The following is a 26,061-nucleotide window of genomic DNA, read 5'->3' on the forward strand; positions in this document are numbered from 1 at the left end:
TATTGGATGGAACCTGTGGAAAGATTGAAAACCGCCGCTATTTCAATGACGAGTGATATAAAGGTTCAGTTGAATGGTGGAGGTGGTGAGAAGCCGACCTTAACTGTTACTGAAATAGACATGGTACAAACAATAATTATAGATTGGCCTGCTATGTCTAAGCAATCAGCACATCTTACCATCGAACAATATGGTCCACCAAATGAGGCGATTGCAAGTCGTTTAATCTGGTATAACAATGGACCTTGGAAGCGAACCATTGTCTTTCGTGATGAGATACCTCACGATTTTCCGCAGCCTCACACAGACGTCATTGAAAATTTTATTGATTACAGGGTACCTCCTGAAATGTTCAGCGAGCTTGCGAAGTTTGATGGGAGTGTGATCGTTGAAAGAACAAAAGGAGAAGTGTCTTCTAGATGTGATATGGAGGCAGCGAATATCCTTTCTCTCAATCTAATGCATGAAATTGTGATTGGTAAGCTAAATGCCGAGCAGGCTCGTGAAGTTTATTGTGAAGTTACTTCTGCTTATATGATGAATAGACCCGCACCATATGCAGAAAAAATCCAATTTGAAGTTTCGACAGAAGAGACAATGGACACAGACGTAGTCATGATTGGAGATGCAATGATTCACCAAGCCGCCCGGAAGGTTATAGACTTTGTTAATCCAGACGAAAGCAATCGTGGTGGCATTTATCATTAGAAAAATACATCCATTCTAAAAAGCTGCCAGAATCATAGGCAGCTTTTTAAAATATATAAGCCGAGAAAGTACTCGGTTTGAAAATCTAGTTCTAGACTATTTTAAACCCAGAGATTTCATAATGGCGATTCCTTCTTTTCGTGCCTGTGCCCATTTAAATGGCGGGTAGCTTATCTCTCCGCTCTCTTTTGCCTTAACTAGGTGATCGAGAGCTTCAAGGGTAATTTGCCGTTGAAGTTCCTTGTGGTGCGGAACTCCAAAATGGTGACCCATCATAAAGGGCAAAAAGACAGCCCTTGGGGGTTTTGCATGTTCGGTAACATCTAGGGAAACTGATAATGAAACCGTAGGAATACCCCTACGTTCTATAGCACGCTGCACGAGCGCGACAGACTGATGTCATATCGGTCATGCAGGACATAACAACGCAATATCCGCATGATCCTTCACAACAGCATCAGCAATAGCTTCGGCCAATGTCTGTTCAAGTTTATCTGGGTCCATATTGTACCCGATAAATGAAAAAAAGTTTTCTGTTAACCCTCCAATTATTCCTTCCTTGGAGAGCTCTTGTAGCCTTTCAATTGGGAATATTACATTAACATCCTCATTTGCGCCAACTGTCGGGTATTTTAATTGATGAATTTCAAGGTTTTCAGGCTTTGAATCAGATGGCACCGTACGATATGTATAGTCACCAATTGGGTGGACAGTGTCAAAAGGCATTGTCCCGACGGGTTGTACACCTGCCGAACTTACAAACGTTAGCTTTGATTCTGATAATGGTTTTTTTAGTGTTGCTAGCGGTACATAATCTTGTTTAGAAATCATCGACCCAGGATATCGTTCGTTTACCGTATCCCAGAGCCCTGGTCTTAATTGGGTTGCTTTAGAGGTTTCCGTCATGAATCCATTCCCCCGATCTTTTTAAAAAGTGAAAGTGAAGGTGAAAGTATAGGTGAGCTAGAGTTTCTGCGTCTTTATTATCAAGTGTTTCGAAAATAAACGCGCGATCCGTATCTGGAGAATCTAATAAAAGCTTCAAGGCTTCGATCCAGGACTTATCAATCTCCTTACGCCCCGCGTCTTCATTTCCATCACCAAAATGCAATCGTACATAACGAATCAGCTTTTCTTGATTGCCATTCTCTATAGCTTCCTTTAAATATGGTAATGACATGTACTCACTCCCTTCTAGTAGGTATAATTGAGATTTTATCACTTTCCATTGGTAAAGTGAAATGTTTTAATCCTATAAAGTCTCTTCTTGAAACTGCTTCGTCCTTAATGGTTTGTATATGAACCCTATTAAAGCAGACACCCTATATAAAAGTGCAGCCAAACAAAACGCACCAGAAATTGAAGTGAAGTCTGATACAAATCCCATGAATAAGACTGCTAAACTTGATAGAAAGGATAGAATCGTATTGTTAACTGCATAAACATTCACCATTTATACGAGCGCCTCCAAAATATGTATATTCATTGTATCTTAGTGAAACTAAATCCATCCAACACTTTGATTGTAAAAATTCGACAGCTTCCTAATTTAAAGACTATTCGACAAGTGCCAGGCACCGTGTTGATTCGACAAGTGCCAGGCACCGTGTTGACAGGCACCGTGTTGAAAAATCCACAAGTACACCGCGCCAGAATAGCTGGCACCACTTACAAATAGCTTCCAAGTTTTTGGATATGGTAGAATTAGTATAGATAGTAAAGACGGGGAGCGGGTAAAATGAGAGTTTTGCATACGGCAGATTGGCATTTGGGGAAGACGTTAGAAGGACGTAGTCGTTTGGAGGAGCAAGCTCAGTTTCTGGACGAGCTTGTGGAAATTGTGGAACGTGAACAAGTGGATATGATCTTGATGGCTGGAGATGTGTTTGATACCGTCAATCCACCTGCATTAGCTGAACAGCTTTTCTATGATAGCATTTCAAGGCTATCCAATAATGGGAAGAGACCCATTGCGATTATTGCAGGAAATCATGATAGTCCGGATCGATTGTTAGCAGCGACTCCGTTAGCTATAAAGCAAGGAATAACGATTATTGGTTTTCCAACTGTAGAAGTGAAGGAAATCTATGTTCCTTCCTCTGATCAAACAGTCAAACTTGCGGCACTTCCTTATCCTTCTGAATCAAGACTCTCAGAGGTTTTGTCAGAAATTAATGATGAGCTTAGTTTACGAAATAAATATGATGAGAGAATTCAAGGCATGTTTGAATTCATGAGTCAGCAATTTACACCAAATACTGTGAATCTAGCAATGAGCCATCTCTATGTCGCAGGAGGAAGCAGTTCTGATTCAGAGCGACCAATTGAAGTTGGAGGAGCCTATACAGTTGCGGCATCTAGTCTTCCTAGACTGGCTCAATATGTGGCACTTGGCCACCTTCATCGTCCACAAATGATCAAGCGGGCTGAAACGATGGCACGGTACTCGGGGTCTCCTTTAGCCTATAGCTTTTCTGAAGCAGGTTACACAAAATCAGTAACTATTATTGATGTTAATCCAGGAGAAGAGGCACAACTAACTGAAGTTTATCTCTCATCGGGCAAACCATTAGTCAGGTGGAAAGCTATACAGGGAATAACTCAAGTTCACGAGTGGCTAGAGGAAAAGAAGGACCCAAATGCATGGGTGGACCTCGAGATCAATGTAACTAACGCCCTATCCATTGAAGAAATCCAGCGAATCCGAAAAGCACATGCAGGTATCCTGCATATTAGACCGATCTTTGAAGGAGAACTAGCAACAGAAATCGCATCCTCAACTAGGGACCTCCCCATTGACGAATTGTTTAAACGCTTTTATGAAAGACAAACAGGCGGAGCGAAGCTAGAGCCTGAATTATTAAGTGTTTTTCTTGAGCTGCTTAATGAAAGTCAATCAAACGTTGGAGGGGAAGAATAATGAAGCCGATTCTTTTATCTATAGCGGGTCTACACAGCTTTCGAGAAAAACAGGAAGTTGATTTTGAAACACTTTGTGAAGGTGGAGTATTTGGGATTTTTGGACCTACTGGAAGTGGAAAGTCCTCGATATTGGATGCGATGACACTGGCTCTTTATGGAAAAGTAGAACGAGCGGCCAATCAAACACAAGGGATTATGAATCATGCTGAAGATGTTTTATCGGTTTCTTTTACTTTTGAACTATTGTCTGCTTCTGGAATCAAGCATTATACAGTCGAACGAAGCTTTAAACGAACAGATGATATTCGCCTAAAAACGGCTTCCTGTCGCTTAATAGAAAAGGCAGAAGAAACGACTGTTTTAGCTGATAAATCTGGTGAGGTTAATCAAAAGATACAAGAGCTTCTCGGACTTACGATAGAAGATTTCACAAGAGCAGTTGTACTTCCACAAGGGAAGTTTGCTGAATTCCTTTCGTTAAAGGGTGTCGACCGTCGTCAAATGCTTCAACGAATTTTTCACCTTGAGCAATATGGTGATGATCTAAGTAAGAAGGTCAAGGCTCGCCTGCAAGAAGCCAACCAGAAAATAAGTGAGCTACATGCTGAGCAAGCAGGTCTAGGAGACGCATCCAAAGAAGCACTCCAAGCTGCCATTCAAGAAGTAAATGATTTAGATATTCTTTTAAATAAGCGGAAAATAGAGCTCGAACAAACGGAACAAAATTTTGAAAAAGAAAAACAGCTTTGGGTATGGCAGCAAGAAAAGGTAGAGCTATCCAAAAAGCTGAAAGAACTGGAATTGCAGCAGGAAAAAAAGGTTGAGTTATCAAATCAGTTGGCACTTTCAGAAGAAGCGGAAAGGCTGTTACCATATGCTGAGGAGCTACAAGAAACAGAAAAAAGAAACAGAGATGTAAAGCAAAACCTAACGTCCTTACAAGAGTCGCTCATCAATAAGAGAAGTGAATATGAACGAGTACAGAATCAATTTGAAGAGGCGACGAAAAAAAGAACGAAGGATGAGCCTGGTCTTTTAGGTCAGAAGGAAAAGCTTATTGGAGCAAAGGAATTATCTGTTAAGAAGTTCGATCTACTAGAGGAAGTCAAACAGCACAAGCAGGAGCTTTCACTTAAACATGAGGAGATCAAACAAAAACAGCACTTTTTCACTGAAAATAAAAATCTTTTTGAAAGCTGGGTTATAGGTCAAAAGGAGTTAAAAATTCAGCTTAGTGAACTTTCCATATCAGTGGAAGATCGTGAACAGCTGCAAAAGGCTCGTGACGAAAAGCAGCACCTATCTTATTTAAAACAGCAGTTAGAAGAAGTAAGAGAATTGTATACGAATCGATACCTCCAACAAGAGAAAGCGAAGGAACGAGTTGACCAACTTATAAAACAGGAAGACCATCTTCACGATAGGCTGAAAACTTCATTCCAACAACTTGAAGATTTATATGAACAAACGTGTGAGCGGGAACGTAATTTAGAGACAGAAAAACAAGCAATAGAATTACAAATTGAAGATTTAAGAAAAAGAATAGATGTTAATCGAGAATTGAAGCTGGCTGAGCATCTGGCAAGTCGACTAGTGGTTGGAGAGCCTTGCCAAGTTTGTGGATCAATTGACCATAATGGTGCGATTGCTTTGCATGTTGAATCCAATGAAAATCTTGAGCTACACGAAAAACAGCTAAACGCTCATTTAATTGAAATACAAAATGCCATTCCTAAAGTGTTTTCTATCAAGCTATCACTAGAACAATTATCCGAGATTCTTGTAAGTGAAGGAGTGATAAACTCAACACTTGCGAATAAATTGAATCAGAATAGAGTTGTATCAGATTCATTTAAAGGAGATATACAAGCACTATTAACTGAAATAAAAGCCCTTACCCAAGATGTCATTCAACAAAAAGAACAGATTCAAAAAGATCTAAAGAATAAAAAGGATAGTACTCCTATACTGGTCGAGCAAAAGCAATCTTTTAAGTATTTGGAGGAAGAGGTATATCTACAAAAGGGAAAAATGGAATTTTTGGAAAAAGATTTGAACGAAGCACAGATTACTTGGGTGAACAGGTATCCAACTTACGATTTAGAAGCATTTGATCAATTCGTAAACATTATGGCAACAAAGGATAAAGAAGCTCAAACTCTAGCTGCTCGAATTGAAAAGAGTGTGCCTCTTTTAGAGGATAAAGATCTTGAATTAGCAAAGGTAAAAGAAGAAATAACGATGTTAGAAAAAGGTCAAATTGAACGAACAACCAATGTCCAAAACAAAGAAGAAAGACTGCAAGAATTGACTGCTCAGCTTCAGTTGCTGACAAGCGATGAGGACGTGGATCTATTATTACAGAGGGTAGAAAAGACACTTGAAAGTCTACATCACTTAGAGAAGGAAACGAGCCATTCCTTCCAAATCGTAAGCCAACAGCTCCAAAGTTTAGAGGGAGAGGTTAAGGCAACGGAAAAAGCACTTGTAGAAACAGCAGAATTGTTGAAAAAAGTGAGAGTAAAGTGGGATTCACTCGTTTTAGAATCTACGTTACAAGACTTGTCGTCTATAAAAAAGGCCATCATCCCGGGTGAAAAAAGAAAGGAGATGAAAGAAGAAATTCAACTCTTTTCGGACAAGCTAAAACAAACACAGCATGATTTCAAAAAAGTAATAGATCAAATTGGTGACACTGAAATTACCGAAGAAAAATGGTTGTCCACTCAAGAACTATTCACTGAGTTAAAGCAGCAGCTTCAAGATGTCATTGGGCAAGTGGGTGCAGCTGCTAGAACGCTTGAACTTCTTAAGGACAAGCATATCCGTTTTACTGAAATCGAGAAAGAGCGGGAAGAGCTAGGAAAAAAGGCTGAACAATACGGAAAGCTTCAGCAAGTATTAAAGGGAAATAGCTTTGTCGAGTTTTTAGCAGAAGAACAGCTCGTTCGTGTAGCAAGAGATGCATCTGAACGTTTAGCCCTCTTAACAAGACAGAGATATGCAATAGAGGTTGATTCACAGGGTGGATTTATCATGAGAGATGATGCGAATGGTGGAGTCCGCCGACCTGTCAGTACACTTTCAGGGGGAGAAACGTTCTTAACATCACTGGCCTTAGCACTTGCTTTATCTGCGCAAATTCAACTAAGAGGTGAATACCCACTTCAATTTTTTTTCCTAGATGAAGGTTTCGGAACTCTTGATACAGACTTATTGGATACGGTTGTGACAGCACTAGAAAAGCTTCACACAAACAATTTGTCAGTCGGAGTCATTAGCCATGTAAACGAATTACGATTAAGGCTGCCGAAAAAGCTAATTGTTGATCCTGCTGAACCATCTGGTAGAGGTACTCGAATTAAGCTAGAAGTTCTATGAGTGGGAGGTGAGTATTACTGAATAGATGTGAACTATGTGGACGAAGTGAGGTCGAAACAACCATTCATCACCTGACCCCAAAAGAGAAAGGCGGTGCGTTTGAACCAACGGCTGCTCTATGTATTCCATGTCATAAACAGATTCATGCTCTCTATACAAATGAGGAGATTGTTGCTCGTTTGACGACCATTCCAGAACTCAGGAAAGATGAAAAGCTCGCAAGCTTTATTAAATGGATTAGAAAACAGCCACCAGGAAAGCTGATGAAAATCAGAAAATCGAATGAACGAAGGCAAAAAGGTAAGTAAATCTTATGTAATATGGGAACTAGCTAACGTATTGGGCTAGTTCCCTTTTTCTTGGCTTTTAAAGGCAGGTGAGACTGGGTAAAAATGGCTAATAGCTGATATATTCTGGTTATCGCCGATAAAATCCAATAATCGCTGATAAAATCTAATAATCGTCGATAAAATGAAATAATCGCTGATAAATCCTAATAATCGCTGATAAAGTAGTTTCAGTTAAACTTCTGCTACACTTCTGGCAGTGGAAAGACTGCTGTTTTAACCGTCTCGCGTAAGAACTAATCAACAATATCAAAAATCGAGCCTTTATCATGTAAAAAAACCTAGTTTCAATGGAACACTAGGGACAATGTTAGAAATTTTAACTCACACTCGTCGTCTTCTGATCACTAATATCAGGATCAATGGAGTTAGTTGCACTTATCCCGTTATTGGTACATATGAAATCTCCTGTATTAAATGAGCCTGACCCGGCATTTGTTTTGGAGGAGCTTGTTGGTGAAATATTCAAGGAGTCACCAAAATTAATCACGCCTCCACTTACACTTATAATATTGATTGGTCCTACAATGGATGGCATGGTGAACACCCTTTATGAAATCAGTCTTCTACCATAGCCTATGATAAAAAAATAGAAACGTTCAACCGTTTACTTCTTTTTTGACCTGTTGGAATTTAAAAGTTGGCGAATATGCTTAACTCTTGCTTCAGCTTTAACACAATGAGTAGAACCAATTTGGACAACTGAGGCATTTGAAATACCTGTTATTTTGAGAGAATTGACTTTAATCACTGGGTTTTCATGTATGAAAGTTGTGTTTACAACCTCGTCGATAATTGGACTAGGAATGATTTCAGAGAAAATACGATATAATGAGAAATCAGCCTCATTTTCAACGAAAAGAGGGTATTCACGTTGGACAGCTATGGCTTGAGAGGTTGCGTTAATTTTTCTAGTATCACCAATTTCAAACACGCTGCTAAAGGATATTGAGTTGATGAAGGTGGTAGATACTACAGAAGTTCGATGATTCATGTTAAAACACCCCTATATTAGTGGAACAAAGGGACCAATTATCAGTGATTCTGCTGGTGTGTCAAAGGTGGCAGATAAACAAATGGTCTCTGCGTCACCAATTAGTAATAAACCAGAAGAAGCCACTCCGACCACATTGATATCACCAATATGAATTCCTTTATTAACTACGGTAAAGTTCATTCTTTTCACCCCATTTATTTTGGTAAGTGCTGTACAAATGCTAAAAACGCTCCATCAATATCAAGCTTCATTTTATGAATGACCTGTTCAATTGTCTCGGCAGATCTTTCCTCGTTACTCCATTGATCTGATGTGGTTTGCTCTAAGTAATATTGAACTCTTCCGTCCAGCTGTCTTTTTACATCCTGAATCATAAAATCATAATAATCTTCATTTAGAGGAGTGCCCGTCCGTTGTTGAACAGACTGAATTTTTTTATAACCCTCCTGGTCGAGATAGTGGAGGATTGATTGTCGAACTGATTCCTGAATTTGTGGTGCAAAAGATTGCTGAGGTACATTTACTTTTCCTTGATTGACTGAAAAATCCTCGACCTGTTCAGAATTATAGGGATTTAATCCAATGTTTAAGGTTCCTTCTAATGTTTCAATTTTTAATTGATCGAATTTATATTCGACTTTCTCAATAGTAGTAGACGGTTTTGCTTTAAGATCCTTTATTTCTGTTTGAATCAACACGAGGGACTTCTGCAACCGTTGAATTTCTAGTTGCTGTTGCTGAATGGCTTGATTAAGCTGCTGTAAATAACCGTAGAGATCAAATTGATTTCCATACATTTGCAAATCACCCTTTCAAATACATTTAGTTGAATACAGTCCAAAGCTATATACTGCATTGTATGCACAAGTTAAAAATGGGTGAATGCCTATATATATTATGCTCCAGAAGTAAGAGGAACAGCGGGTCCTTCAATCGTACTTGAAGGTCCCGTTTGTGGAGCTGCTGCTTTAAAGCCACCGGTATTATATAAATTGGATAGAGGTTTGATGATTCCAGCACTCCCAATTTGAAGAACAGAGGAGTTTGAGATACTACCTACCTTTAAATGATGAATAGTAATCGTTTGATGAATATAAAAATTCATAAGCTCTCCTCCTTAGGCTAGATCAATTATGGGCTGATCTGTCACATCATTATCCTGTGTATTCGTTGCACTTTGATTATTGACAACACGAAGACCATCCCCGGTATTAAATGAACCAGCTCCTGAAAATGTTTTTGCTGATGAGCTAGGGGTAATCATAAATACATCGCCAATATTAAATACACTAGATGCCCCAATACTTATTACCTTCACCGCGCCAACAATTGCAGGCATAGTAAAACACCCTTTTTTATAAGTTTTCTATGCAGTATATTATGACAAACGCCCGTAAATGTTCATGGTAGAAATATTCACAACATCGAAAAAATTTACAAAGCCTAACAAATAACAGGTATAATAAAAAGAAAATAATGGATATGGAGACAAGTGAATATGATAAATAATTCGATGCCAATTTCTGAAAAAGAACGAATCCATTCAATAGACGTAATTCGCGGATTTGCCATACTCGGTATTTTTCTAGTGAATATGTCATCCTTTCATTCGCCAGCCATGTATGAGGGATCGAATCTAAAATTAACCACTCTTGATACTTGGGTTACAAATTTCATAGACATCTTTGCTCAAGCAAGTTTTTATACGCTGTTTTCTTTCTTATTTGGATTTGGAATGGTTATCTTTTTAGATCGGGCAAAAGAAAGAGGTCAATCGTATAAAACGTTGTTCATCAGACGTCTCCTTATTTTATTTCTATTTGGCATCACACATGCCTTTCTCATTTGGCATGGAGATATACTAGTAACGTACTCGTTGATTGGCTTTATCCTGCTACTGTTTTATGGGGCTCGTGCTAAGGTTTTGCTTACGACTGGATTATCAATATTACTAGTTCCGGCTATATTATTAAGTGCATTAGCAATAATGACTTCCTTTTTTATGCCTGATCAAGAGATAGTGCCACGAGATGAAGCACTAGTTGCTGAATCCATACAAAATTATAAATATGGTTCGTTTTTAGAGATTACAACACAAAGAATGAATGATTATTTCTATGTAAATAACTTAGAGAATGCACTATTTTTAATTGTTTCAATCCTGCCACTCTTTTTACTTGGAGCTTATGTAGCCAAGCAGAAATGGTTTAGTGAAGTAAAGACTCACAAAAAGGCGATCCGTACGATGTGGTTAATTTCTCTTTTGATAGGGATACCTTCAAAATTACTTCCATATTTCACATCAAAGAATTTTGGAACAGAATATTTCCAAGGCTCTATTGGTGGACCAGCACTAGCTCTATTTTACGCAACATCCATTGTTCTTTTAATGGATACCCAAATATGGAAAAGGATCCTAAAGCCATTCTCTTTTGTCGGTAAGCTTTCATTAACAAACTACTTACTTCAATCTATTATTTGTACGACCCTATTTTACAGTTATGGATTTGGATTTTACGGAGAGGTTTCCCATGTTCAAGGACTCCTTTTAACGATCGGTATCTTCTTTATCCAAGTGTTTGGTAGCTACTTATGGCTAAAGAATTTCCAATATGGTCCAATGGAATGGCTTTGGAGAAGCTTAACGTATGGGAAGGTACAAACATTTAAAAGAAGGGAGCATAACCAATGAGAAAAAAGTTAGTTCAAGAAGGAACGAAATGGGTAAAGGATGGAATCATATCCGAAGAACAGTACGAGCAAATTTTGAGTCGATATCAACATGAAAAAAGCTCAAACCTACTGCCTATCTTGGCTAGTATATTAATAGGTCTCGGAATCTTATCTTTTGTTGCGTCAAACTGGGATGGAATTCATCACTTAGTTCGTGTAGCTATTATTATACTATCAATGAGTGGATTTTATTTTGCTGGGGAACGAGTCATGAAAAAAAGCGGACATGATCGCTTAGGTCATGGACTTATTGGCATTGGAGTTATTACATTTGGGGCTGGGATTTTCTTGCTTGGTCAAATGTTCAGCTTTCAATCACATAGTGCGTTACCCTTCATATTTTGGTCGATTGCAGCATTGTTGGCTGTGCAGTTTTGGAAAAGTAGATACCTGCTTCTACTTGCGATTGTAATTACAACAGCAGGCCAATTATATAGTACAACCGAGTTTTCCTCGTTTAGCTATATCCTAGCACTCTTGTTGCTGTTTGGCATTGGACATTTTATTTTCTATCGACCTGATGTTTTAACAAGTGTATTCTTTTCCCTTTCTTTCTTACTTACAGGGCTACTATTCGTAGTAAGTAATGAACTCAATTATCAATATTTGTTTGCTATTTATTTAGGACTTTATGTTCTTAGTGACTTCATAAAGAAAGTGAAAATCAAACGTATCATTCAGTTAACCATGCTCATTGGTGCGGTTGTGGTCACCATCTTTAATGTGTTTTGGATCGAGTCGTTTATCAGTTATGGGGAAGAAGCTTATACGAATGGGCTAACAATCTATCCATTCATAGTTGCTGTTCTACTAGTACTATTCGTCATTCGAAAAAGAGGGACATTTGATGTAGCAGACGGAGTTTTATTTTTACCAGTGTTTTATGTAGGGGTTATGGTCGATTTTCTTTATTTACTCTTACTGTTTGTTTACTCGATTAGTCTATTGCTCATCGGGTATCGTGAACATCTAACAGATAAGGCAAGCTTAGGCACAGCATTGTTTTTAATAAGTGCATTTGTCGGCTATATTCAACTAGCATGGGACTTTATGCCAAAATCAATGTTTTTCTTAATTGGTGGAATAGTATTATTTGTACTAAGCTGGTTTCTTGAGAAAAGTAGGAGAAAGCTTGTGAAGGGAGTGGCGAAAAATGACTAAGCGGTTATTATTTTATATGGTCATTCTTTTACAAGCATTGTTTTTAGTCGTAATGACTGCATCCTTTTATGCAATTGATGCATTTGGAGAGCAAATCAAACTGAAAACAGAGCCCTTTGATCCAAGAGACATCTTTTATGGTGATTATGTCATTTTACAATACAGTATTTCTTCAGTGCCCAAATACTTATGGACAGAATCTGAATTGCCACAGTATGGAGATTCTGTTTATGTAGTACTTGGAAAAGAGGGGGACTATCACGAAGTCGTTTCAGTTAGTCCTACGAATCCAGTCGTCGATACAGATCAGGTAGTTTTTAAAGGGAAATACATGTACGAAATTGATCCGAAAGAAATGTATATAGAATATGGGATCGAACGCTACTATGTTCCTGAGGGTACTGGCAAGGAGCTTGAAGACCACATGGCAGATCTAGAGGCACACATCCGAATTGCACCATGGGGTCAGATGAAGATTGAAAAAGTGGATAGAAAAGAAGAGTAAACGCCTCGTGATTGGGCGTTTTTTTCTTTGCGAAATTTGAAACCCTTCAAGATTATTGTTTTCGGGTGGCTCTAGAACTTAAAGTCCCTGAATTAGTAAACCAATTAGATACAAAAAAAATGACATGTCTGTTTACAGACATGTCATTGTAATGGAAATGGTCTTTGCGAGCTGCATATGAATTAGTGCTGAATGTTTTCGGAGTTACATAACTTGATATTGATAAGTTCATCTAGTTCTTGACTACATACGACTGTTTCTATTGCAGTAAATCCAAGCTCCATTGCGAGTACAATCATTTTTTCTCTTTTTTCTTCAATCATAAGTTCAATCATTTCATTTCTCCTGCAAAAAAAGATAGTAACTAACCGGTTGCTATAATATGTGCAATCGATTGTACAGACTTATTATAACCATGAATGATGAAAAGAAAATAGCTTCGATAAAAGTAGTGTTAATCTTACAAAAAAATACAAAATTCTACAAATATTTCGTGAAAAAATAGTAACTTTCAGCAAATAGTAAGAATTATTTAAACATTCAAACAAATATAGGCATAGAGTACTAGTATTTGCTATATACTTACAAAATACAGCAAGATATCCAGCGTATTTTAAGATTTTTCAACAAACAGTGACAATATGCCCATTAAAATCGACATTAAAAATAAGAAGTATGACGGATATTTGTTTTGGTGAAAAAGTTTTATTATAAAAGCAAGAGTTCAGTCGGAAAACGAACACACTGAATCTCGATAAAGGCAAAGCTGATGAAAGTCAGTGACGCAAAGCTAAAGGGGCTACGGTGTGGATTTTCACACTATGCCAGCCAGTTACCGAAAGATCAGGGTGTTTTGTAAAGTTTACAAACCCCACCTTTCGGTAAAGGCGGGGTATTTTTATATCTAGGAGGTGAAAAGGGAAGTTGAAGTTGGTCAACCTAAGTAATGAACAGGAATTAGCCAATAAGATTGGCAGAGCAGACACCTTTTTTAAGAGATTAATAGGGTTAATGTTCTCTCATAAATTACCAATAGGTACCGGACTTCATATTACACCCTGCCGCTCGGTTCATACGTACTTCATGAATTACGCAATTGATGTGTTGTTTGTAAATGATCGATTAGAAGTAGTCGGTATTGTTGAATCGATGTCACCGAGAAACGTCAGTAAAGTTTACAGAGCTGCAAATTCAGTCATTGAATTACCAGCAGGAACAGTCCAACAAACAGGAACGGAAATTGGACAAACACTAAAACTACAAAACTAAGGGAGAGATTATCATGATGAAAAACAAATTAGTAGGTTTACTTAAAGAAGAGCAAGGACAAGGTATGACTGAGTATGGTTTAGTATTAGGAATTATTGCAGTTGCAGTTGTTACGACTTTAGGTCTTCTAAGAACGCAAATCATTACAATGTTTGATAATGTAAAAGCTGCAATTACTGGTGCTACAACTGGAACTACGCCATAATACATTGAAATTATATGAAAGAATAAAGCAGTTTACTAAAGACGAACAAGGACAAGGAATGACAGAATACGGATTAGTCCTTGGAATTATTGCAGTTGCTGTAATCACCACCATATCAGTCTTAAGTGAATACATGATTACACTTTTTGAAAAGGTTGAAGCGACTGTTCTCAGTCGTCATACAGAATAATTACCTTCAACAAATACTGACTAAGAAATTAGCTATTATAGAATTTATTCATTCACTAGAAAAAATAGTTTACAAACTTTCTTCCCCTAAAATAGATAGATTGTAACCAAATAGGCCCTTACGTTCTTGTGACGTGGGGCTATTTTTGTAAGATTCGTTATAAAAAGGTAGGGATATTGTATGGGTTTTAATATATTGCTGCTTATCCTTTTAAGTATCTGTGTTTTCACAGATTTGAAGTCTAGAAAAATCTACAATATTGTCATTTTTCCTTCTTTACTATTGTCTTTGATCGTTCATCTAGTTTCTAATGGTTTACCAGGTTTGTGGTTTTCTCTTTCAGGGTTTCTAGTAGGTCTAGCTATATTGCTTATTCCTTATTTCATGGGAGGTATTGGAGCAGGCGATGTTAAGCTACTAGCGGTCATTGGGGCATTAAAAGGAACGATGTTTGTGTTAGCAACTTCGGTTTATATGGCACTCATTGGCGGATTGATCGGGTTAGTCGTCTTGCTTTTCAGAAAAGGAGGACTATCTCGCATAAAATCAATTATATACTCTATTAGCAGTTTCGGTTCTGGATTAAGGGTTCCTTTATTTTTAGATAAAGAAGGATTACAAACAACCTATCCTTATGGTGTAGCTATTGCCGGAGGTGCTGTAATTAGCTTAGTTTATGGTGGTGGGATTCTATGGTAAGAAATGAAAGCGGACAGTCGCTAGTAGAAATGGCCCTTGTTTTGCCCATATTGTTATTGTTATTAGTAGGGATCATTGATTTTGGTAGAGTTCTGTATTCCTATTCACATTTACACCTTGCCACACAAGAAGCTGTAAGACTTGGTGGTCTAGGTAAGAATGATAGTGAGATTACATCATTTGCAAAGGATTACATTCAAATTGGCGATTCGACAAAATTGCAAGTAGTCATTACACCGAAGGATTCTTCTAGAACTTCCGGGCAGTATGTGACCGTTAAGCTCGAATACCCTCTAGAATTAATTACTCCCATTATTTCAGGGCTTTTACCTAACCCTATCCAACTAAAAGCGGATTCCACAATTCGTGTAGAGTGAGGCGATTAAGGTTGTTTATAAGGATAAAACAATTTATGAAACGTGAGAATGGTAACGCTCTTATACTAGTTTCTCTTGCCATGGTAGGTTTGCTTGGAATGACAGGACTCGTCATTGATGGTGGCTCTTTATTTATGACTAAGAGTCATTTGCAAAAGGCGGCTAACGCTGCTGCTCTATCTGGAGCTCAGGAGTTATTCCTTGGTGAAGGTGCAGTAGAAAATATAGTGAATGAGGTACTCCAATTTCATAAGGAAGAGAAACAGCTAGAAAAGATCGAAATTGATGAAGAGAATATCGTCAAACTTCAATTGAAAAAGGAAGTCCCTTTAGCCTTTTCAACACTTTTCGGTCAAGATACAGCACCAGTAGAGGCCCAGGCAGCAGCTGAGGTTGGGGTTATGGGTAGTGCAATGGGTGCCGTGCCACTAGGGATTGATGAGAGATTTGAACTAGAATTTTATGAGGAATATGAGTTGAAAACAGATACAACTGGGGTAGATGCTGGCTGGTTTGGTATTTTAGCACTTGGGGGCCCAGGGGCAGCAACTTATTATGATAATTTCAAGAATGGTTATCAATATGAAATAAGCGTTGGAGATGTAATAGATACCCAAACTGGAAATGTAGCAGGTACAACAAGGTCTGCGGTTAAAGAAAGAATTGACGCATGTCCATATGCTATTCAAACAGGAATAGAAAAGAAGTGTTCAAGAATTATTTTAGTCCCGGTATATCAGCCTTACAATGTTCAGTCCAATCAAGTTAAACAAGTGAAAATAAAGGGCTTTGCCTATTTTTATTTGACTGAACCTGTATCAGGAAAGGATACATCGGTTCACGGTATGTTTATCAAGCTAACAGGATCAGGAACAATTGACGAGTCGGCCACAAACCGAGGAGCATTTAGCATAAGACTAACTGAGTAGGTGAATGTGATGAGATCGAAAGTTATTTTAATTTTAGCGTTAGCAATGGGTGCTATTACGACCTTTTTATTTTTCAATTATATGAAGCAGTTTGATACAGAAATGGTGATAAGCGAGAGTATGGTAGAGGTTGTTGTAGCAAAAGAACGAATTGCTGCCAATACGAAATTAGATGCAAGTTTAGTAGAAATGAAGGAGATTCCTGAAAAAGGACTTCACCCTCAAGTGATTAAGGATGTCACAAAATTAGAAGGCTTGTATGTGACGTCACCAATTGAAGCAGGAGAACCTGTTTTAGAACATCGCGTCCAGTCTGAATTGGAAGAGCAACTTTTTGTATCAAGAAAGGTAAAGGAGGGCTTTAGAGCTACTTCTGTAGGTGTAAACTTTGTTCAATCAGCATCAAATTTAATCGAACCCGAAGATTATGTCGATGTTGTATTTAGCGAGATTATCAGCACAAATCCAAACATAGTGGAAACAACTATTATATTGCAAAAGGCTCGAGTTTTAGCGGTTGGAAGAAAGCTTGTAGCTGAAACAGATTTAGCTGAAGAATATGTAGAGTATACATCGGTAACATTAGAGCTACAGCCAGAAGATACGGTAAAAATTATAAACTCTTCTGAGCGTGGAAATATCCAATTTACCCTTCACACTAGGCTTTTGCCTCCTGGTAGTAAAGATGCACAAAGTACTGTCCCGCCTGATACTAAGTAGCAAGGAACTGAGGTGATTTCATGATGAGCTCACAACAAGAAAAACAAGACAGTCGAGTCCAAAAACGCGGGGAATTTATTGCAATATGTAGTGCTAAAGGCGGAGTAGGAAGAACACTCATATCGGTTAACCTAGCTGTTGCCTTAGTCAAAAAAAATATAAGAATTGGAATTCTTGACGGAGATTTTCAATTTGGTGATGTAAGTCTAGCCATGGATCTTCAATCAACGTTTACAATCAAGGATGTCATTCAAGAAATTGACCGTTTAGATGAGTACACCTTGTCAAGCTATTTAAGTGTTCACGAGAGCGGTGTAAAAGTACTTTCTGCACCTGAAAAACCAGAATACGCAGATTTAGTTACTGAGGCAGCTCTTGATAAAATCATTCCATTTCTATTAGCTAGTCATGAATATGTTATTGCTGATACAGGTGTAGGCTTACAAACTCACACTCTTCAAATTATAGAAAAGGCAGATCAAATACTACTCGTTACAAATTTAGAAATGGCAACCTTGAAAAATACAAAATCCATGCTTGAAACACTTGAGATGCTTGGTCTGAAGGATAAAGTCAAATTAATCGTAAACAGAGCAACAATGGAGAGTGTGATCCAAGCCTCAGATGTACCAGAGATATTAGGGGTAGAAGAGCCAATCTTTATACCAAATGACTTCCAGATTTCTTCCCAATCTATGAACATTGGTATTCCTTTTGTCATAAACCATGGAAAAACGGAAATCGCCAAATCAATCTTTAAGATGGCTGAACAAATTTCCTCAAGACGTGAGATTGCTCTAATAAAAACAAAAGGACCATCTTTGATATCGAAGCTATTTAGCAAAAAGCGCTTGAAGGAGGAGACTGAATGAGTCTATTAAAACGAATTCAAGAAATAAAACAAGAGCAAGACATAGACTCAGGTGAAAATATTTCACAAATAGATTCTGTCGAAAGGATACCTAAAAAGGACCTTTTAACTTCATTTAGAGAATCGAAGCGTGTTGAAGCTCCTTCTTCTCAGACGTCAAAGCAGAAGCCGCAACCAGTAAACAAGCACCAAGAATTAAAAAATTTACTTCATAAACAAATTCTATCCGACCTTAAGGACGATAATGTTGAGGAAATCATTCCGAAGCTTGATGCGATGGCCATTGAGATTATGAAGGAAGACGAAACATTTAGAGGAAAAGTTGATCGAAAAAAGGTTATAGATGAGTTAATCAATGATGTTACTGGATTTGGTCCAATTAATCCTTTATTAATGGACGATGAGGTTACTGAGGTAATGGTTAACGGCCCTACACATGTGTATGTCGAACGAAGAGGGAAAATCGAATTAACCACAGTCCAATTTAGAGACAATGAACATGTGATGAATATCATTGAACGGATTGTTTCTCCAATTGGTCGAAGAATTGATGAAAGCAGTCCGATGGTTGATGCTAGATTACCAGACGGTTCTCGTGTAAATGCAATTATTCCACCACTAGCATTAAATGGACCCACTCTGACCATTCGTAAATTTTCAAAGGATCCTTTCACAATTGATAACTTGATTTCTTTTGGTACAGTGACAAAAGAAATGGGCGTTTTTTTAGAGGCTTGTGTAAAAGCCCATCTTAACATTTTCGTAAGTGGTGGTACAGGTTCTGGAAAAACCACGACATTAAATGTTTTGTCCAACTTTATTCCTCATGATGAAAGAATCGTCACCATTGAAGACGCTGCTGAGTTACAGTTAGGTCAGGAGCATGTCATCTCACTAGAGTCACGTCCACCAAACATTGAAGGAAAAGGTGGAATTATGATACGTGACCTTGTTCGAAACTCTCTTCGGATGAGACCAGACAGAATTGTTATTGGTGAGGTTCGTGGAGGAGAAGCGCTTGATATGCTTCAAGCAATGAATACAGGGCATGATGGATCCTTAGCGACAGGACATTCAAATAGTCCTCGTGACATGATTGCCAGACTAGAAACAATGGTTTTACTTGCTGGTGTTGACTTACCGGTTCGAGCCATCCGGGAACAAATTGCCGGTGCCGTTGATTTAATTATTCAGCAAACCAGATTAAAGGATGGAACCCGAAAAATCGTGAACATAACCGAGGTTCAGGGGTTGGAAGGTGATATCATCGTTCTACAAGATATCTTTACTTTCCGACAAGTTGGAGTCGATGGAAACGGGAAGATAAAAGGACGAATGATTCCTACAGGTGTTCGCCCAAAATTTTATGAGCGTTTAGAAAGTTCTGGCATTCATATTCCAGCAAGTGTCTTTATTGATGGAGAGGAATGGGGCTAATGAAATACTATCTACTTATTTTAGTATTATTCACTTCGTTTTTGTTTTTTGTCTCCGTGTTACAAATATTCTTCCTATCGAATAGCAGATTGGATAAGCGAATGAAACATTATTTATCCATTCAGGAACGAAAGACTTTGGATCCGAAGAAGTTCAGCTTACTCGTCCAAATGCAAATGACGAAGCAGAAAATTAAAAAACAGGTACTAACAAAGGATAAGAATAATCGTTTAGAAATATTAATTAGTCGGTCCGGAGTTGCTTTAAAACCAGAAGAATATATTTTGTTTCAATGGATTTCAACAGGGCTTTGTGGTGGGTTACTATTTATCATATCCGGTCAAATATTTTTCATTTTCGTAGGTGGAATCATAGGATTTATGCTACCTAAATGGTATTTAGTAAAGAAACAGAAGAACCGTCTCATTTCTTTTAATGATGGATTAGCAGATATGATCACCACCATTGTAGGCGCATTACGAGCAGGATTTAGTTTTCCACAATCATTAAAAACAGTTGTTGAAGAAGCCCATTCTCCCATTAAGGAAGAGATGGAAACAGTGCTGAGAGAACTCCAATATGGAAGCAGTATTGAAGAATCTCTGAATGCTTTAAAGGAACGAATGCCTTCTGAGGATTTAGAACTAATGATTCAAGCGATTTTGATTCAAAAACAGGTTGGAGGAAATTTAGCGACTGTTTTAGATAAAATTGTTGAAACCATCCGAGATCGTACGAGAATACAACGCCAGATCATGACGTTAACCGCACAAGGTAGATTATCAGGAATTGTTATTGGACTTTTACCTATTATTTTAGCCTTCGTATTATTTCTTATTGAACCAGAATATATTGGGACATTGTTTACTCATCCTATTGGACTCATTTTAGTAGGGGCCGGTGTTTTTTCTAGTTTGATTGGATTCATCTTTATCCAAAAAATAACATCAATTGAGGTGTAGTCCATGGTTTTTATCACCTTTTTCTTGACCATCTTCCTAGTTATATATGCGCTTCTAGTCTTTCAGTCCGAAAGAAATGCTCGAGTGAAAAGAAGAATAACCTTGTTTTTTAATCAGAAAAGTAAGGATGTTGAAAAGCTAGAGGTGTCAACAGAACCTAAAGCTCCTAGTCTTCTACAACGAATGATAGCACCAGTTTGGAGAGAATTCAAAAAGAGCTTTAAACAAAGAATGCCTGGAGAGAAGGAAGCGAAAATTGAAATAAAGCTTCAACAAGCTGGAAATCCATTTGGGATGACCCCAGTAGAATTTCGTTTGTTTCAAATTGCGTTGTTTGTTCTCTTTCCATTCGTTTTTGTCAGTTACGGTTTATTACTGGGAGCAGGATTTAAAGGGATCTTTCTAATGCTTCTAATAAGTATAGTTCTTGCCATGTTTATCCCACATTTTTATATTAATCAAAAGATTAAGAAGAGGAATTTCTTTGCGGTTAGAGAGCTACCAGATGTGTTAGATTTACTAACGGTTAGCCTTGAAGCTGGATTAGGCTTTGACTCTGCTTTAAGTAAAGTAGTTTCTAAAAAAGAGGGTATACTACCAGCTGAATTTCACCGCTGTCTTGAGGAAATTCGATTAGGAAAGACTAGGAGAGAAGCCTTGTCTGGAATCCGGGACAGGCTATCCGTTGATGAAATAAAAATCTTGATTAGTAGTATTATACAGGCAGAAAAACTAGGGATTGGTATGGTACAAGTACTTCGAATCCAATCGGTTGAAGTACGTGACCGCAGAAAACAACGAGCAGAAGAAGAAGCCATGAAAGCACCAATCAAAATGTTGTTTCCACTCGTGTTGTTTATTTTCCCTAGTTTGTTCATTGTATTATTGGGTCCTGCCGTAATCCAGTTTCTTGAAACATTTAAGCAGTGAGGATAACTCGCTGCTTATTTTAATTGTATTGATAAGCTTATGTCATGGGTAGAATCCATATAGCCCAAATCTTAGAAATAATACCAGAAAAAGTCATCATGGAAGCTACCCACTTCTAATTTTACTTTTTTTTTATATAATGTTTATAGGAATATGTTTTCATAAACTAGTGGGTTAGGTGATGTATCATGAATTGACGACTTTATTATTTAGATTATTTGAGAGTTTTGTTAACTGTTTTAGTTATTGTCCATCATACTGCAATTGGATATGGTGCAGGTGGGTCATGGATTTATGAGGATGTTGATAAATCAGTGCTCACAATTTCAAGCATTCTATTAACTATTTTTACTGCGATTAACCAACTTATTTTATGGGCTTCTTTTTCTTGTTATCTGGGTATTTTACCCCGGGTTCTTATGATCGAAAAGGCTGGAAATTGTTCTTAACCGACAGGCTCATTCGATTAGGGATACCCTTATTATTATATGTATTTATTTTAGGGCCAGTTATAACTTATTCAGCACACTTTCGAGTCTCTATGACACTACTAGACTATTACATGTCTGAAGTAATTAACCTGAAAACAGTTCATATGGGACCCTTATGGTTTGTACAAACTCTATTATATTTTTCTGTTTTTTATGTCTTCTATCGTAAAATTAGAGGGGGAACTATCCAGAAGAGGTGGGAATTCCCTTCACAAACAATATTCCTGTTAACTGCTATGTTGTTAGGAATTGTTGCATTTCTTATTAGGCTAATTTGGCCCGTCGGGGAGGGAATTCTAGGATTACAGTTTGGCTATTTCCCATCGTATATTCTTTTATTTATTTTAGGTACCCTTGCATACAGACAGCAATGGCTTGAATCAATTTCATCAAAATTAGTAAAGTCATGGATCTTTATATCACTCGTTTCCATTCCTATTTTACCAATTGGCTTGATTTTGACAGGAGCATTGGAAGGAAATATTTCCTTTGAAGGTGGAGTATCAGTTCAAGCATTATTGTATGCACTATGGGAGCCATTTGTTGCATTTGGTATCATTCTTTGGCTACTTTATCACTTTCAATTAAAGGTGAATCAACCTCCTACAAGGTTTAAAACCATGCTTTCAAGCTCAGCATACACAGTCTTTATTATTCACCCTGTAATTATTGTTAGTTTGAGCATTCTATTTACTAGTTTCGTAATGCACCCTTTTATAAAGTTCTTATTCGTTGGATCTATAGGAACAGTTCTATGTTTTGTAATTGCAATATTGATTGTGAAAATCCCTTATGTAAAAAGAGTGTTATAAGCTATTCACATTAATAGTATCGTGAATTTCTATAAAAAAAAAGGTTATAAAAATCAATTTTGAAATGATAGATTTATGAAATAAGGTGGGAGAAAAATGAAGTTTGTAACAGCGAAGCTGGTCGAAGGCATAGAGTTTATTGGGTTAGTAGTAGGTGAACAAATACTACACTTAAAAAAAGCTGAGACTTCTATAAAAAGAGAAGCGATTATTCCGGATACTATGATTGAGGCAATTGGGCTTGGGGATCTTTTCTTCGATAGAGTTTCACAGATCTTCTCAGAGATTCATGAAGTGAACTCTGAATTTATCTATGATTTAAGTTCAATTGGGTTACTTGCACCGATCCCTTATCCTCGAAAGAATGTATTTTGTATAGGGAAAAACTATGCAGATCATGCGATTGAAATGGGAAGTTCAGATGATATTCCGGAGAATATCATTGTGTTTACTAAGGCTCCTACTGCAGTAGTAGGGAGCGGGGCGACAATTCAAAATCATAGACAGATAACAAATCAATTGGATTATGAAGGAGAGTTAGCAGTTATCATTGGAAAACGCGGCAAAGCCATATCAGAAGAAGAAGCTAGGTCCCATATTTTTGGTTATACAATTATAAACGATATAACAGCAAGAGACTTACAGGCTAAGCACAAGCAGTTTTTTCTAGGGAAAAGCTTAGATTCATCTTGTCCAATGGGACCTTGGATTGTCCACCATTCGGAAATAGTAGATTCAAACAACCTTGGAATCAAGACCACAATTAATGGAGATACAAGGCAAGATTCAAATACAAATCAAATGATTTTCTCTGTTGAAAAGATAATCTCCATTCTTTCTCAAGGTATGACTTTAGAGCCTGGAGATATTATTGCTACAGGAACACCAGCTGGAGTAGGAAAAGGATTTAAGCCTCCTATTTATCTAAAGCCAGGAGATAAGATAGAAATTACGCTTGAAGGAATTGGGACATTAGTAAACACAATTGAAGAATAACAAAAAGGAGAACTCAATGTGTTTGAGTTCTCCTATATTTGTTATGAAAGTACTTCTGTAATTCGTTCAATTGCCCAGTCTAAGTCTTCTTTCGAAATGACAAGTGGAGGTGCAAAGCGAATCACGTTATCATGAGTTTCTTTACAGAGTAGCCCTTTTTCCTTTAACTGTTCACAATAAGAACGAGCAGGTTCCTTAAGCTCAACTCCAATAAATAAACCTCTTCCACGAACTTCAGTAATCATAGGGTTGGTAATTTCTTTTAGTTTTTTAACAAAATAAGTACCTAACTCAAGTGATCTGCCAGCTAAGTCTTCTTTTTCTAAAACGTCTAGTGCTGCGATAGAAACCGCACAAGCTAGAGGGTTCCCACCGAATGTTGAACCGTGAGAACCAGGTTCAAACACGCCTAATATAGTTTGGCTTGCTGCGACACAAGAAATAGGGAATACACCGCCACCAAGCGCCTTGCCTAATATGAACATATCCGGCTTTACATCTTCCCAATCGACCGCAAACATTTTACCAGAACGACCTAATCCTGCCTGAATTTCATCGGCAACATAAAGGACATTATTCTCTTTACAAATATCATATGCTTCTTTTAAGAAACCAACAGGCGGGATAATGATACCAGATTCACCTTGAATCGGTTCAAAAATGAACGCAGCTGTGTTTGGAGTAATAGCTTGCTTAAGTGCCTCAACGTCTCCGTAAGGAATAATCTTAATTCCAGGTAGCATTGGACCAAATCCACGCCTATACTCAGCGTTTGAGGACATCGATACAGCAGTCATTGTACGGCCATGGAAATTGTCTTCACATACAATGATTTCGGCAAGGTCTGCTGGAACACCTTTTACATCATAAGCCCAACGACGAGATGCTTTTACAGCTGTTTCAACCGCTTCAGCACCTGTATTCATTGGCAGTACCATTTCCATACCTGTAAGTACAGAAACTTTTTCATACCAAGGTCCAAGCTGGTCATTGTGGAATGCACGAGAAGTAAGCGTAATTCGATCAGCTTGATCTTTTAGTGCTTGGATAATTTGTGGATGACGATGCCCTTGGTTAACAGCCGAGTACGCGCTAAGCATGTCCATGTATTTATTGCCTTCAGGATCCTCGACCCAAACACCTTCTGCTTTAGCCACTACTATTGGCAGTGGATGATAATTATTTGCACCATACTTCTCGGTTTGGGAGATGATTTTTTGAGATGTTGACATTAATAGTTCCTCCATTTCAATATTGCAGACGCTTCACGTAAATCTAACTACATTATAACAGTATCTTCACAAAATTGTCTTAGAATCCCTTTGATTTCTTCATTTTTACCTACTATTCATGATATGATAGTCTTGGACATCTGTAAGATAAAAGGAGGAGGAGCAAATGATTCATTTGCACGTAACCGCATGGACCTTGACGTTAGTACTATTCTTCGTTGCAGTCTATTTATTAAGAGCTAATAAGAAAAAGCCCTTAAAAATTATTCAAATGGTACTCCGTTTACTGTACTTACTAGTTTTAGGAACAGGCATATATTTACTTGCTACATACTATCAATTCCAAGTATTAGATGCAAACATTAAAAGCATAATTGGTCTATGGATCATTTTCTGTATGGAGTTTATTTTAACTAGAGGCAGCAAAGGAAAGCCAACCAAGATCTTCTGGATACAATTAGTTATTGCACTATTGCTTGTATTTTATTATGGATATGTTCGGTTAGGCATGTAGTACTAATAGTCAAAAAAAAACAAATCGCAGAAATGTGATTTGTTTTTTTGCCTAAAAATTCGGTGAAGGTTGTCTATACTCATCAAAACGTGCCTCATTTAGTCATCATTTAGAAGTATTCATAAGCAATTGCCTTGTACCATCATTTAATGTAATTTCAAACCGATCTATATGTCGTTGATCTCTTTTGAAATGGTGTTGAACTGCACAAATTTGCTCTCCGTTATCGAAAACGAGGAAATTCACACCGTTTTTCGGCTTCTGTTTTACGTTAAAAAACAAAAAGTTATGGCAATAGATACAATCGTAAATAGAATACTGAAGTTTATTCATTGAGACGACAAACCTTTCGATTGACTCATCTGTTAGCTCACTTAGCCATTCTTGGTAAGTAAATAATAATTGTTTTTGGAAACGAATTGTATCTCCTTGTTTAATGGGATAGGACTGCTGCCCATATGCAACTCCATGATCGAATTGTTCAAATAATACCCATTTTCCACTCATGTATATTTCAAACGAACTTTTCGTCCTATCATTTAATGAAATTGGTTCATCCTGCTCGTCAAAAAGGATCCATTGATCATGAATGTATTCAACATTACCTTCAGAGTAGGATCTTTCCTGATTTGGAAGCTGTTCTAAGCGTTGTTGTAGGTTCATGGTTTTCCTC

The 26,061-nt window shown here is 37.6% G+C and carries 34 protein-coding genes and 1 riboswitch; of the genes, 21 read left to right on the top strand and 13 right to left on the bottom strand.

All coding sequences use genetic code 11. The annotated features are described in order from the left end of the window. The first annotated feature begins 6 nt into the window (after positions 1–6). The gene (locus tag ACOI1C_RS07540; RefSeq protein WP_422509553.1) at positions 7–708 is read left to right on the top strand and encodes a hypothetical protein; all 702 of its coding nucleotides are present in this window, start codon (positions 7–9) and stop codon (positions 706–708) included. 96 nt (positions 709–804) lie between these two features. On the opposite strand, the gene ACOI1C_RS07545 is transcribed toward ACOI1C_RS07540, so the two are convergent. The 4 genes from ACOI1C_RS07545 to ACOI1C_RS07560 form a co-directional block, all read right to left on the bottom strand. Beyond that, entirely contained in the window at positions 805–993 is a 189-nt protein-coding gene (locus ACOI1C_RS07545) for a hypothetical protein (RefSeq protein ID WP_422509555.1), read from the bottom strand. 123 nt (positions 994–1,116) lie between these two features. After that, positions 1,117–1,614, bottom strand: coding sequence for a glycine/sarcosine/betaine reductase selenoprotein B family protein (locus ACOI1C_RS07550; RefSeq protein WP_422509557.1), 498 nt, complete (start codon positions 1,612–1,614; stop codon positions 1,117–1,119). Next, entirely contained in the window at positions 1,598–1,888 is a 291-nt protein-coding gene (locus tag ACOI1C_RS07555; RefSeq protein WP_422509559.1) for a hypothetical protein, read from the bottom strand. Before ACOI1C_RS07555 ends, ACOI1C_RS07550 begins: the two co-directional genes overlap by 17 nt. Before the next feature lie 72 nt (positions 1,889–1,960). Beyond that, positions 1,961–2,161 carry a hypothetical protein gene (locus tag ACOI1C_RS07560; RefSeq protein WP_422509561.1) on the bottom strand — a complete coding sequence of 67 codons (201 nt, stop codon included), beginning with the start codon at positions 2,159–2,161 and terminating at the stop codon, positions 1,961–1,963. A 285-nt stretch (positions 2,162–2,446) separates the two neighbouring features. On the opposite strand from ACOI1C_RS07560, the gene ACOI1C_RS07565 reads away from it, so the two are divergent. Genes ACOI1C_RS07565 through ACOI1C_RS07575 form a run of 3 tightly spaced genes read left to right on the top strand, consistent with a single transcriptional unit; the run spans position 2,447 to position 7,319 of the window. Then, the gene (locus tag ACOI1C_RS07565; protein WP_422509563.1) at positions 2,447–3,628 is read left to right on the top strand and encodes an exonuclease SbcCD subunit D; all 1,182 of its coding nucleotides are present in this window, start codon (positions 2,447–2,449) and stop codon (positions 3,626–3,628) included. Continuing rightward, the gene (locus ACOI1C_RS07570) at positions 3,628–7,011 is read left to right on the top strand and encodes an SbcC/MukB-like Walker B domain-containing protein (protein WP_422509565.1); all 3,384 of its coding nucleotides are present in this window, start codon (positions 3,628–3,630) and stop codon (positions 7,009–7,011) included. The genes ACOI1C_RS07565 and ACOI1C_RS07570 overlap by 1 nt, the downstream gene beginning before the upstream one ends. Before the next feature lie 17 nt (positions 7,012–7,028). Continuing rightward, a complete protein-coding gene (locus ACOI1C_RS07575) occupies positions 7,029–7,319 on the top strand; it encodes an HNH endonuclease (protein WP_422509849.1) in 291 nt (96 codons plus the stop codon). A 358-nt stretch (positions 7,320–7,677) separates the two neighbouring features. Here the strand turns inward: ACOI1C_RS07575 and ACOI1C_RS07580 are convergent, their stop codons facing one another. The 6 genes from ACOI1C_RS07580 to ACOI1C_RS07605 form a co-directional block, all read right to left on the bottom strand. Continuing rightward, complete coding sequence (locus ACOI1C_RS07580) at positions 7,678–7,896, bottom strand: spore germination protein (protein WP_422509567.1); 219 nt, start codon at positions 7,894–7,896, stop codon at positions 7,678–7,680. A gap of 69 nt (positions 7,897–7,965) precedes the next feature. Further along, complete coding sequence (locus ACOI1C_RS07585) at positions 7,966–8,352, bottom strand: spore germination protein GerPE (protein ID WP_422509568.1); 387 nt, start codon at positions 8,350–8,352, stop codon at positions 7,966–7,968. Between the two features lie 12 nt (positions 8,353–8,364). Further along, positions 8,365–8,535, bottom strand: coding sequence for a spore gernimation protein GerPD (locus ACOI1C_RS07590; protein WP_422509570.1), 171 nt, complete (start codon positions 8,533–8,535; stop codon positions 8,365–8,367). A gap of 14 nt (positions 8,536–8,549) precedes the next feature. Next, on the bottom strand, positions 8,550–9,152 hold the full coding sequence (gene gerPC / locus ACOI1C_RS07595) for a spore germination protein GerPC (protein ID WP_422509572.1): 603 nt from the start codon (positions 9,150–9,152) through the stop codon (positions 8,550–8,552). Between the two features lie 98 nt (positions 9,153–9,250). Next, a complete protein-coding gene (locus ACOI1C_RS07600; RefSeq protein ID WP_422509574.1) occupies positions 9,251–9,460 on the bottom strand; it encodes a spore germination protein GerPB in 210 nt (69 codons plus the stop codon). 12 nt (positions 9,461–9,472) lie between these two features. After that, the gene (locus tag ACOI1C_RS07605) at positions 9,473–9,694 is read right to left on the bottom strand and encodes a spore germination protein (RefSeq protein WP_422509576.1); all 222 of its coding nucleotides are present in this window, start codon (positions 9,692–9,694) and stop codon (positions 9,473–9,475) included. Between the two features lie 159 nt (positions 9,695–9,853). On the opposite strand from ACOI1C_RS07605, the gene ACOI1C_RS07610 reads away from it, so the two are divergent. Genes ACOI1C_RS07610 through ACOI1C_RS07620 form a run of 3 tightly spaced genes read left to right on the top strand, consistent with a single transcriptional unit; the run spans position 9,854 to position 12,754 of the window. After that, the gene (locus tag ACOI1C_RS07610; protein WP_422509578.1) at positions 9,854–11,047 is read left to right on the top strand and encodes a DUF418 domain-containing protein; all 1,194 of its coding nucleotides are present in this window, start codon (positions 9,854–9,856) and stop codon (positions 11,045–11,047) included. Then, positions 11,044–12,249: a DUF2157 domain-containing protein gene (locus ACOI1C_RS07615; protein ID WP_422509580.1), complete on the top strand. Its 1,206-nt coding sequence runs from the start codon at positions 11,044–11,046 to the stop codon at positions 12,247–12,249. The genes ACOI1C_RS07610 and ACOI1C_RS07615 overlap by 4 nt, the downstream gene beginning before the upstream one ends. Next, positions 12,242–12,754, top strand: a complete 513-nt coding sequence (locus tag ACOI1C_RS07620) for a GDYXXLXY domain-containing protein (protein ID WP_422509582.1) — start codon at positions 12,242–12,244, stop codon at positions 12,752–12,754. Before ACOI1C_RS07615 ends, ACOI1C_RS07620 begins: the two co-directional genes overlap by 8 nt. A 182-nt stretch (positions 12,755–12,936) precedes the next feature. Here ACOI1C_RS07620 and ACOI1C_RS07625 read toward each other — a convergent pair whose 3' ends face one another. Further along, positions 12,937–13,089, bottom strand: a complete 153-nt coding sequence (locus tag ACOI1C_RS07625; RefSeq protein WP_422509584.1) for a Spo0E family sporulation regulatory protein-aspartic acid phosphatase — start codon at positions 13,087–13,089, stop codon at positions 12,937–12,939. Positions 13,090–13,503: 414 nt separating this feature from the next. Beyond that, positions 13,504–13,594: riboswitch (cyclic di-GMP riboswitch) on the top strand. 84 nt (positions 13,595–13,678) lie between these two features. On the opposite strand from ACOI1C_RS07625, the gene ACOI1C_RS07630 reads away from it, so the two are divergent. From ACOI1C_RS07630 to ACOI1C_RS07690, 13 genes are all read left to right on the top strand, one after another. Continuing rightward, the gene (locus ACOI1C_RS07630; RefSeq protein ID WP_422509586.1) at positions 13,679–14,023 is read left to right on the top strand and encodes a DUF192 domain-containing protein; all 345 of its coding nucleotides are present in this window, start codon (positions 13,679–13,681) and stop codon (positions 14,021–14,023) included. A gap of 16 nt (positions 14,024–14,039) precedes the next feature. After that, entirely contained in the window at positions 14,040–14,228 is a 189-nt protein-coding gene (locus ACOI1C_RS07635) for a Flp family type IVb pilin (RefSeq protein WP_422509851.1), read from the top strand. Between the two features lie 4 nt (positions 14,229–14,232). Further along, entirely contained in the window at positions 14,233–14,418 is a 186-nt protein-coding gene (locus ACOI1C_RS07640) for a Flp family type IVb pilin (protein WP_422509588.1), read from the top strand. A gap of 180 nt (positions 14,419–14,598) precedes the next feature. Further along, positions 14,599–15,117 carry an A24 family peptidase gene (locus tag ACOI1C_RS07645; protein WP_422509589.1) on the top strand — a complete coding sequence of 173 codons (519 nt, stop codon included), beginning with the start codon at positions 14,599–14,601 and terminating at the stop codon, positions 15,115–15,117. Further along, positions 15,111–15,494, top strand: coding sequence for a TadE/TadG family type IV pilus assembly protein (locus tag ACOI1C_RS07650; RefSeq protein ID WP_422509591.1), 384 nt, complete (start codon positions 15,111–15,113; stop codon positions 15,492–15,494). The genes ACOI1C_RS07645 and ACOI1C_RS07650 overlap by 7 nt, the downstream gene beginning before the upstream one ends. 35 nt (positions 15,495–15,529) lie before the next feature. Next, on the top strand, positions 15,530–16,423 hold the full coding sequence (locus ACOI1C_RS07655; RefSeq protein WP_422509593.1) for a pilus assembly protein TadG-related protein: 894 nt from the start codon (positions 15,530–15,532) through the stop codon (positions 16,421–16,423). Between the two features lie 9 nt (positions 16,424–16,432). Further along, positions 16,433–17,143 (top strand): Flp pilus assembly protein CpaB, encoded by a 711-nt coding sequence (gene cpaB, locus ACOI1C_RS07660; RefSeq protein WP_422509595.1) that lies wholly within the window; start codon positions 16,433–16,435, stop codon positions 17,141–17,143. A 23-nt stretch (positions 17,144–17,166) separates the two neighbouring features. Beyond that, positions 17,167–18,015: an AAA family ATPase gene (locus tag ACOI1C_RS07665; RefSeq protein WP_422509597.1), complete on the top strand. Its 849-nt coding sequence runs from the start codon at positions 17,167–17,169 to the stop codon at positions 18,013–18,015. Continuing rightward, complete coding sequence (locus ACOI1C_RS07670; RefSeq protein ID WP_422509599.1) at positions 18,012–19,451, top strand: CpaF family protein; 1,440 nt, start codon at positions 18,012–18,014, stop codon at positions 19,449–19,451. The genes ACOI1C_RS07665 and ACOI1C_RS07670 overlap by 4 nt, the downstream gene beginning before the upstream one ends. Further along, the gene (locus ACOI1C_RS07675; protein ID WP_422509601.1) at positions 19,451–20,413 is read left to right on the top strand and encodes a type II secretion system F family protein; all 963 of its coding nucleotides are present in this window, start codon (positions 19,451–19,453) and stop codon (positions 20,411–20,413) included. The genes ACOI1C_RS07670 and ACOI1C_RS07675 overlap by 1 nt, the downstream gene beginning before the upstream one ends. Before the next feature lie 3 nt (positions 20,414–20,416). Next, the gene (locus ACOI1C_RS07680) at positions 20,417–21,343 is read left to right on the top strand and encodes a type II secretion system F family protein (RefSeq protein ID WP_422509602.1); all 927 of its coding nucleotides are present in this window, start codon (positions 20,417–20,419) and stop codon (positions 21,341–21,343) included. Between the two features lie 373 nt (positions 21,344–21,716). Then, positions 21,717–22,646 carry an acyltransferase family protein gene (locus tag ACOI1C_RS07685; RefSeq protein ID WP_422509603.1) on the top strand — a complete coding sequence of 310 codons (930 nt, stop codon included), beginning with the start codon at positions 21,717–21,719 and terminating at the stop codon, positions 22,644–22,646. A 96-nt stretch (positions 22,647–22,742) separates the two neighbouring features. Beyond that, positions 22,743–23,642, top strand: a complete 900-nt coding sequence (locus ACOI1C_RS07690) for a fumarylacetoacetate hydrolase family protein (protein ID WP_422509605.1) — start codon at positions 22,743–22,745, stop codon at positions 23,640–23,642. A 41-nt stretch (positions 23,643–23,683) separates the two neighbouring features. On the opposite strand, the gene ACOI1C_RS07695 is transcribed toward ACOI1C_RS07690, so the two are convergent. After that, positions 23,684–24,874, bottom strand: a complete 1,191-nt coding sequence (locus ACOI1C_RS07695; protein WP_422509607.1) for an ornithine--oxo-acid transaminase — start codon at positions 24,872–24,874, stop codon at positions 23,684–23,686. Positions 24,875–25,040: 166 nt separating this feature from the next. Between ACOI1C_RS07695 and ACOI1C_RS07700 the strand changes: the two genes are divergently transcribed. Then, positions 25,041–25,388, top strand: a complete 348-nt coding sequence (locus ACOI1C_RS07700) for a YisL family protein (protein WP_422509608.1) — start codon at positions 25,041–25,043, stop codon at positions 25,386–25,388. Positions 25,389–25,493: 105 nt separating this feature from the next. On the opposite strand, the gene ACOI1C_RS07705 is transcribed toward ACOI1C_RS07700, so the two are convergent. Continuing rightward, complete coding sequence (locus tag ACOI1C_RS07705; RefSeq protein WP_422509610.1) at positions 25,494–26,051, bottom strand: DUF2777 family protein; 558 nt, start codon at positions 26,049–26,051, stop codon at positions 25,494–25,496. Positions 26,052–26,061 lie beyond the last annotated feature (10 nt).

It is taken from the genome of Bacillus sp. DJP31, assembly GCF_049310945.1.
Lineage (GTDB): Bacteria > Bacillota > Bacilli > Bacillales > SA4 > Bacillus_BS.

Bases quoted from the DNA above. Each gene is read 5' to 3' on its own strand.
- ACOI1C_RS07615 (WP_422509580.1), top strand. From the start codon at position 11,044: ATGAGAAAAAAGTTAGTTCAAGAAGGAACGAAATGGGTAAAGGATGGA.
- ACOI1C_RS07625 (WP_422509584.1), bottom strand. From the start codon at position 13,089: ATGATTGAACTTATGATTGAAGAAAAAAGAGAAAAAATGATTGTACTC.
- ACOI1C_RS07580 (WP_422509567.1), bottom strand. From the start codon at position 7,896: ATGCCATCCATTGTAGGACCAATCAATATTATAAGTGTAAGTGGAGGC.
- ACOI1C_RS07570 (WP_422509565.1), top strand. From the start codon at position 3,628: ATGAAGCCGATTCTTTTATCTATAGCGGGTCTACACAGCTTTCGAGAA.
- ACOI1C_RS07555 (WP_422509559.1), bottom strand. From the start codon at position 1,888: ATGTCATTACCATATTTAAAGGAAGCTATAGAGAATGGCAATCAAGAA.
- cpaB (WP_422509595.1), top strand. From the start codon at position 16,433: ATGAGATCGAAAGTTATTTTAATTTTAGCGTTAGCAATGGGTGCTATT.
- ACOI1C_RS07635 (WP_422509851.1), top strand. From the start codon at position 14,040: ATGAAAAACAAATTAGTAGGTTTACTTAAAGAAGAGCAAGGACAAGGT.
- ACOI1C_RS07550 (WP_422509557.1), bottom strand. From the start codon at position 1,614: ATGACGGAAACCTCTAAAGCAACCCAATTAAGACCAGGGCTCTGGGAT.
- ACOI1C_RS07690 (WP_422509605.1), top strand. From the start codon at position 22,743: ATGAAGTTTGTAACAGCGAAGCTGGTCGAAGGCATAGAGTTTATTGGG.
- ACOI1C_RS07590 (WP_422509570.1), bottom strand. From the start codon at position 8,535: ATGAACTTTACCGTAGTTAATAAAGGAATTCATATTGGTGATATCAAT.
- ACOI1C_RS07665 (WP_422509597.1), top strand. From the start codon at position 17,167: ATGAGCTCACAACAAGAAAAACAAGACAGTCGAGTCCAAAAACGCGGG.
- ACOI1C_RS07655 (WP_422509593.1), top strand. From the start codon at position 15,530: ATGAAACGTGAGAATGGTAACGCTCTTATACTAGTTTCTCTTGCCATG.
- ACOI1C_RS07565 (WP_422509563.1), top strand. From the start codon at position 2,447: ATGAGAGTTTTGCATACGGCAGATTGGCATTTGGGGAAGACGTTAGAA.
- ACOI1C_RS07670 (WP_422509599.1), top strand. From the start codon at position 18,012: ATGAGTCTATTAAAACGAATTCAAGAAATAAAACAAGAGCAAGACATA.
- gerPC (WP_422509572.1), bottom strand. From the start codon at position 9,152: ATGTATGGAAATCAATTTGATCTCTACGGTTATTTACAGCAGCTTAAT.
- ACOI1C_RS07675 (WP_422509601.1), top strand. From the start codon at position 19,451: ATGAAATACTATCTACTTATTTTAGTATTATTCACTTCGTTTTTGTTT.
- ACOI1C_RS07695 (WP_422509607.1), bottom strand. From the start codon at position 24,874: ATGTCAACATCTCAAAAAATCATCTCCCAAACCGAGAAGTATGGTGCA.
- ACOI1C_RS07600 (WP_422509574.1), bottom strand. From the start codon at position 9,460: ATGAATTTTTATATTCATCAAACGATTACTATTCATCATTTAAAGGTA.
- ACOI1C_RS07645 (WP_422509589.1), top strand. From the start codon at position 14,599: ATGGGTTTTAATATATTGCTGCTTATCCTTTTAAGTATCTGTGTTTTC.
- ACOI1C_RS07605 (WP_422509576.1), bottom strand. From the start codon at position 9,694: ATGCCTGCAATTGTTGGCGCGGTGAAGGTAATAAGTATTGGGGCATCT.
- ACOI1C_RS07585 (WP_422509568.1), bottom strand. From the start codon at position 8,352: ATGAATCATCGAACTTCTGTAGTATCTACCACCTTCATCAACTCAATA.
- ACOI1C_RS07650 (WP_422509591.1), top strand. From the start codon at position 15,111: ATGGTAAGAAATGAAAGCGGACAGTCGCTAGTAGAAATGGCCCTTGTT.
- ACOI1C_RS07620 (WP_422509582.1), top strand. From the start codon at position 12,242: ATGACTAAGCGGTTATTATTTTATATGGTCATTCTTTTACAAGCATTG.
- ACOI1C_RS07540 (WP_422509553.1), top strand. From the start codon at position 7: ATGGAACCTGTGGAAAGATTGAAAACCGCCGCTATTTCAATGACGAGT.
- ACOI1C_RS07610 (WP_422509578.1), top strand. From the start codon at position 9,854: ATGATAAATAATTCGATGCCAATTTCTGAAAAAGAACGAATCCATTCA.
- ACOI1C_RS07685 (WP_422509603.1), top strand. From the start codon at position 21,717: ATGGGCTTCTTTTTCTTGTTATCTGGGTATTTTACCCCGGGTTCTTAT.
- ACOI1C_RS07705 (WP_422509610.1), bottom strand. From the start codon at position 26,051: ATGAACCTACAACAACGCTTAGAACAGCTTCCAAATCAGGAAAGATCC.
- ACOI1C_RS07680 (WP_422509602.1), top strand. From the start codon at position 20,417: ATGGTTTTTATCACCTTTTTCTTGACCATCTTCCTAGTTATATATGCG.
- ACOI1C_RS07560 (WP_422509561.1), bottom strand. From the start codon at position 2,161: ATGGTGAATGTTTATGCAGTTAACAATACGATTCTATCCTTTCTATCA.
- ACOI1C_RS07700 (WP_422509608.1), top strand. From the start codon at position 25,041: ATGATTCATTTGCACGTAACCGCATGGACCTTGACGTTAGTACTATTC.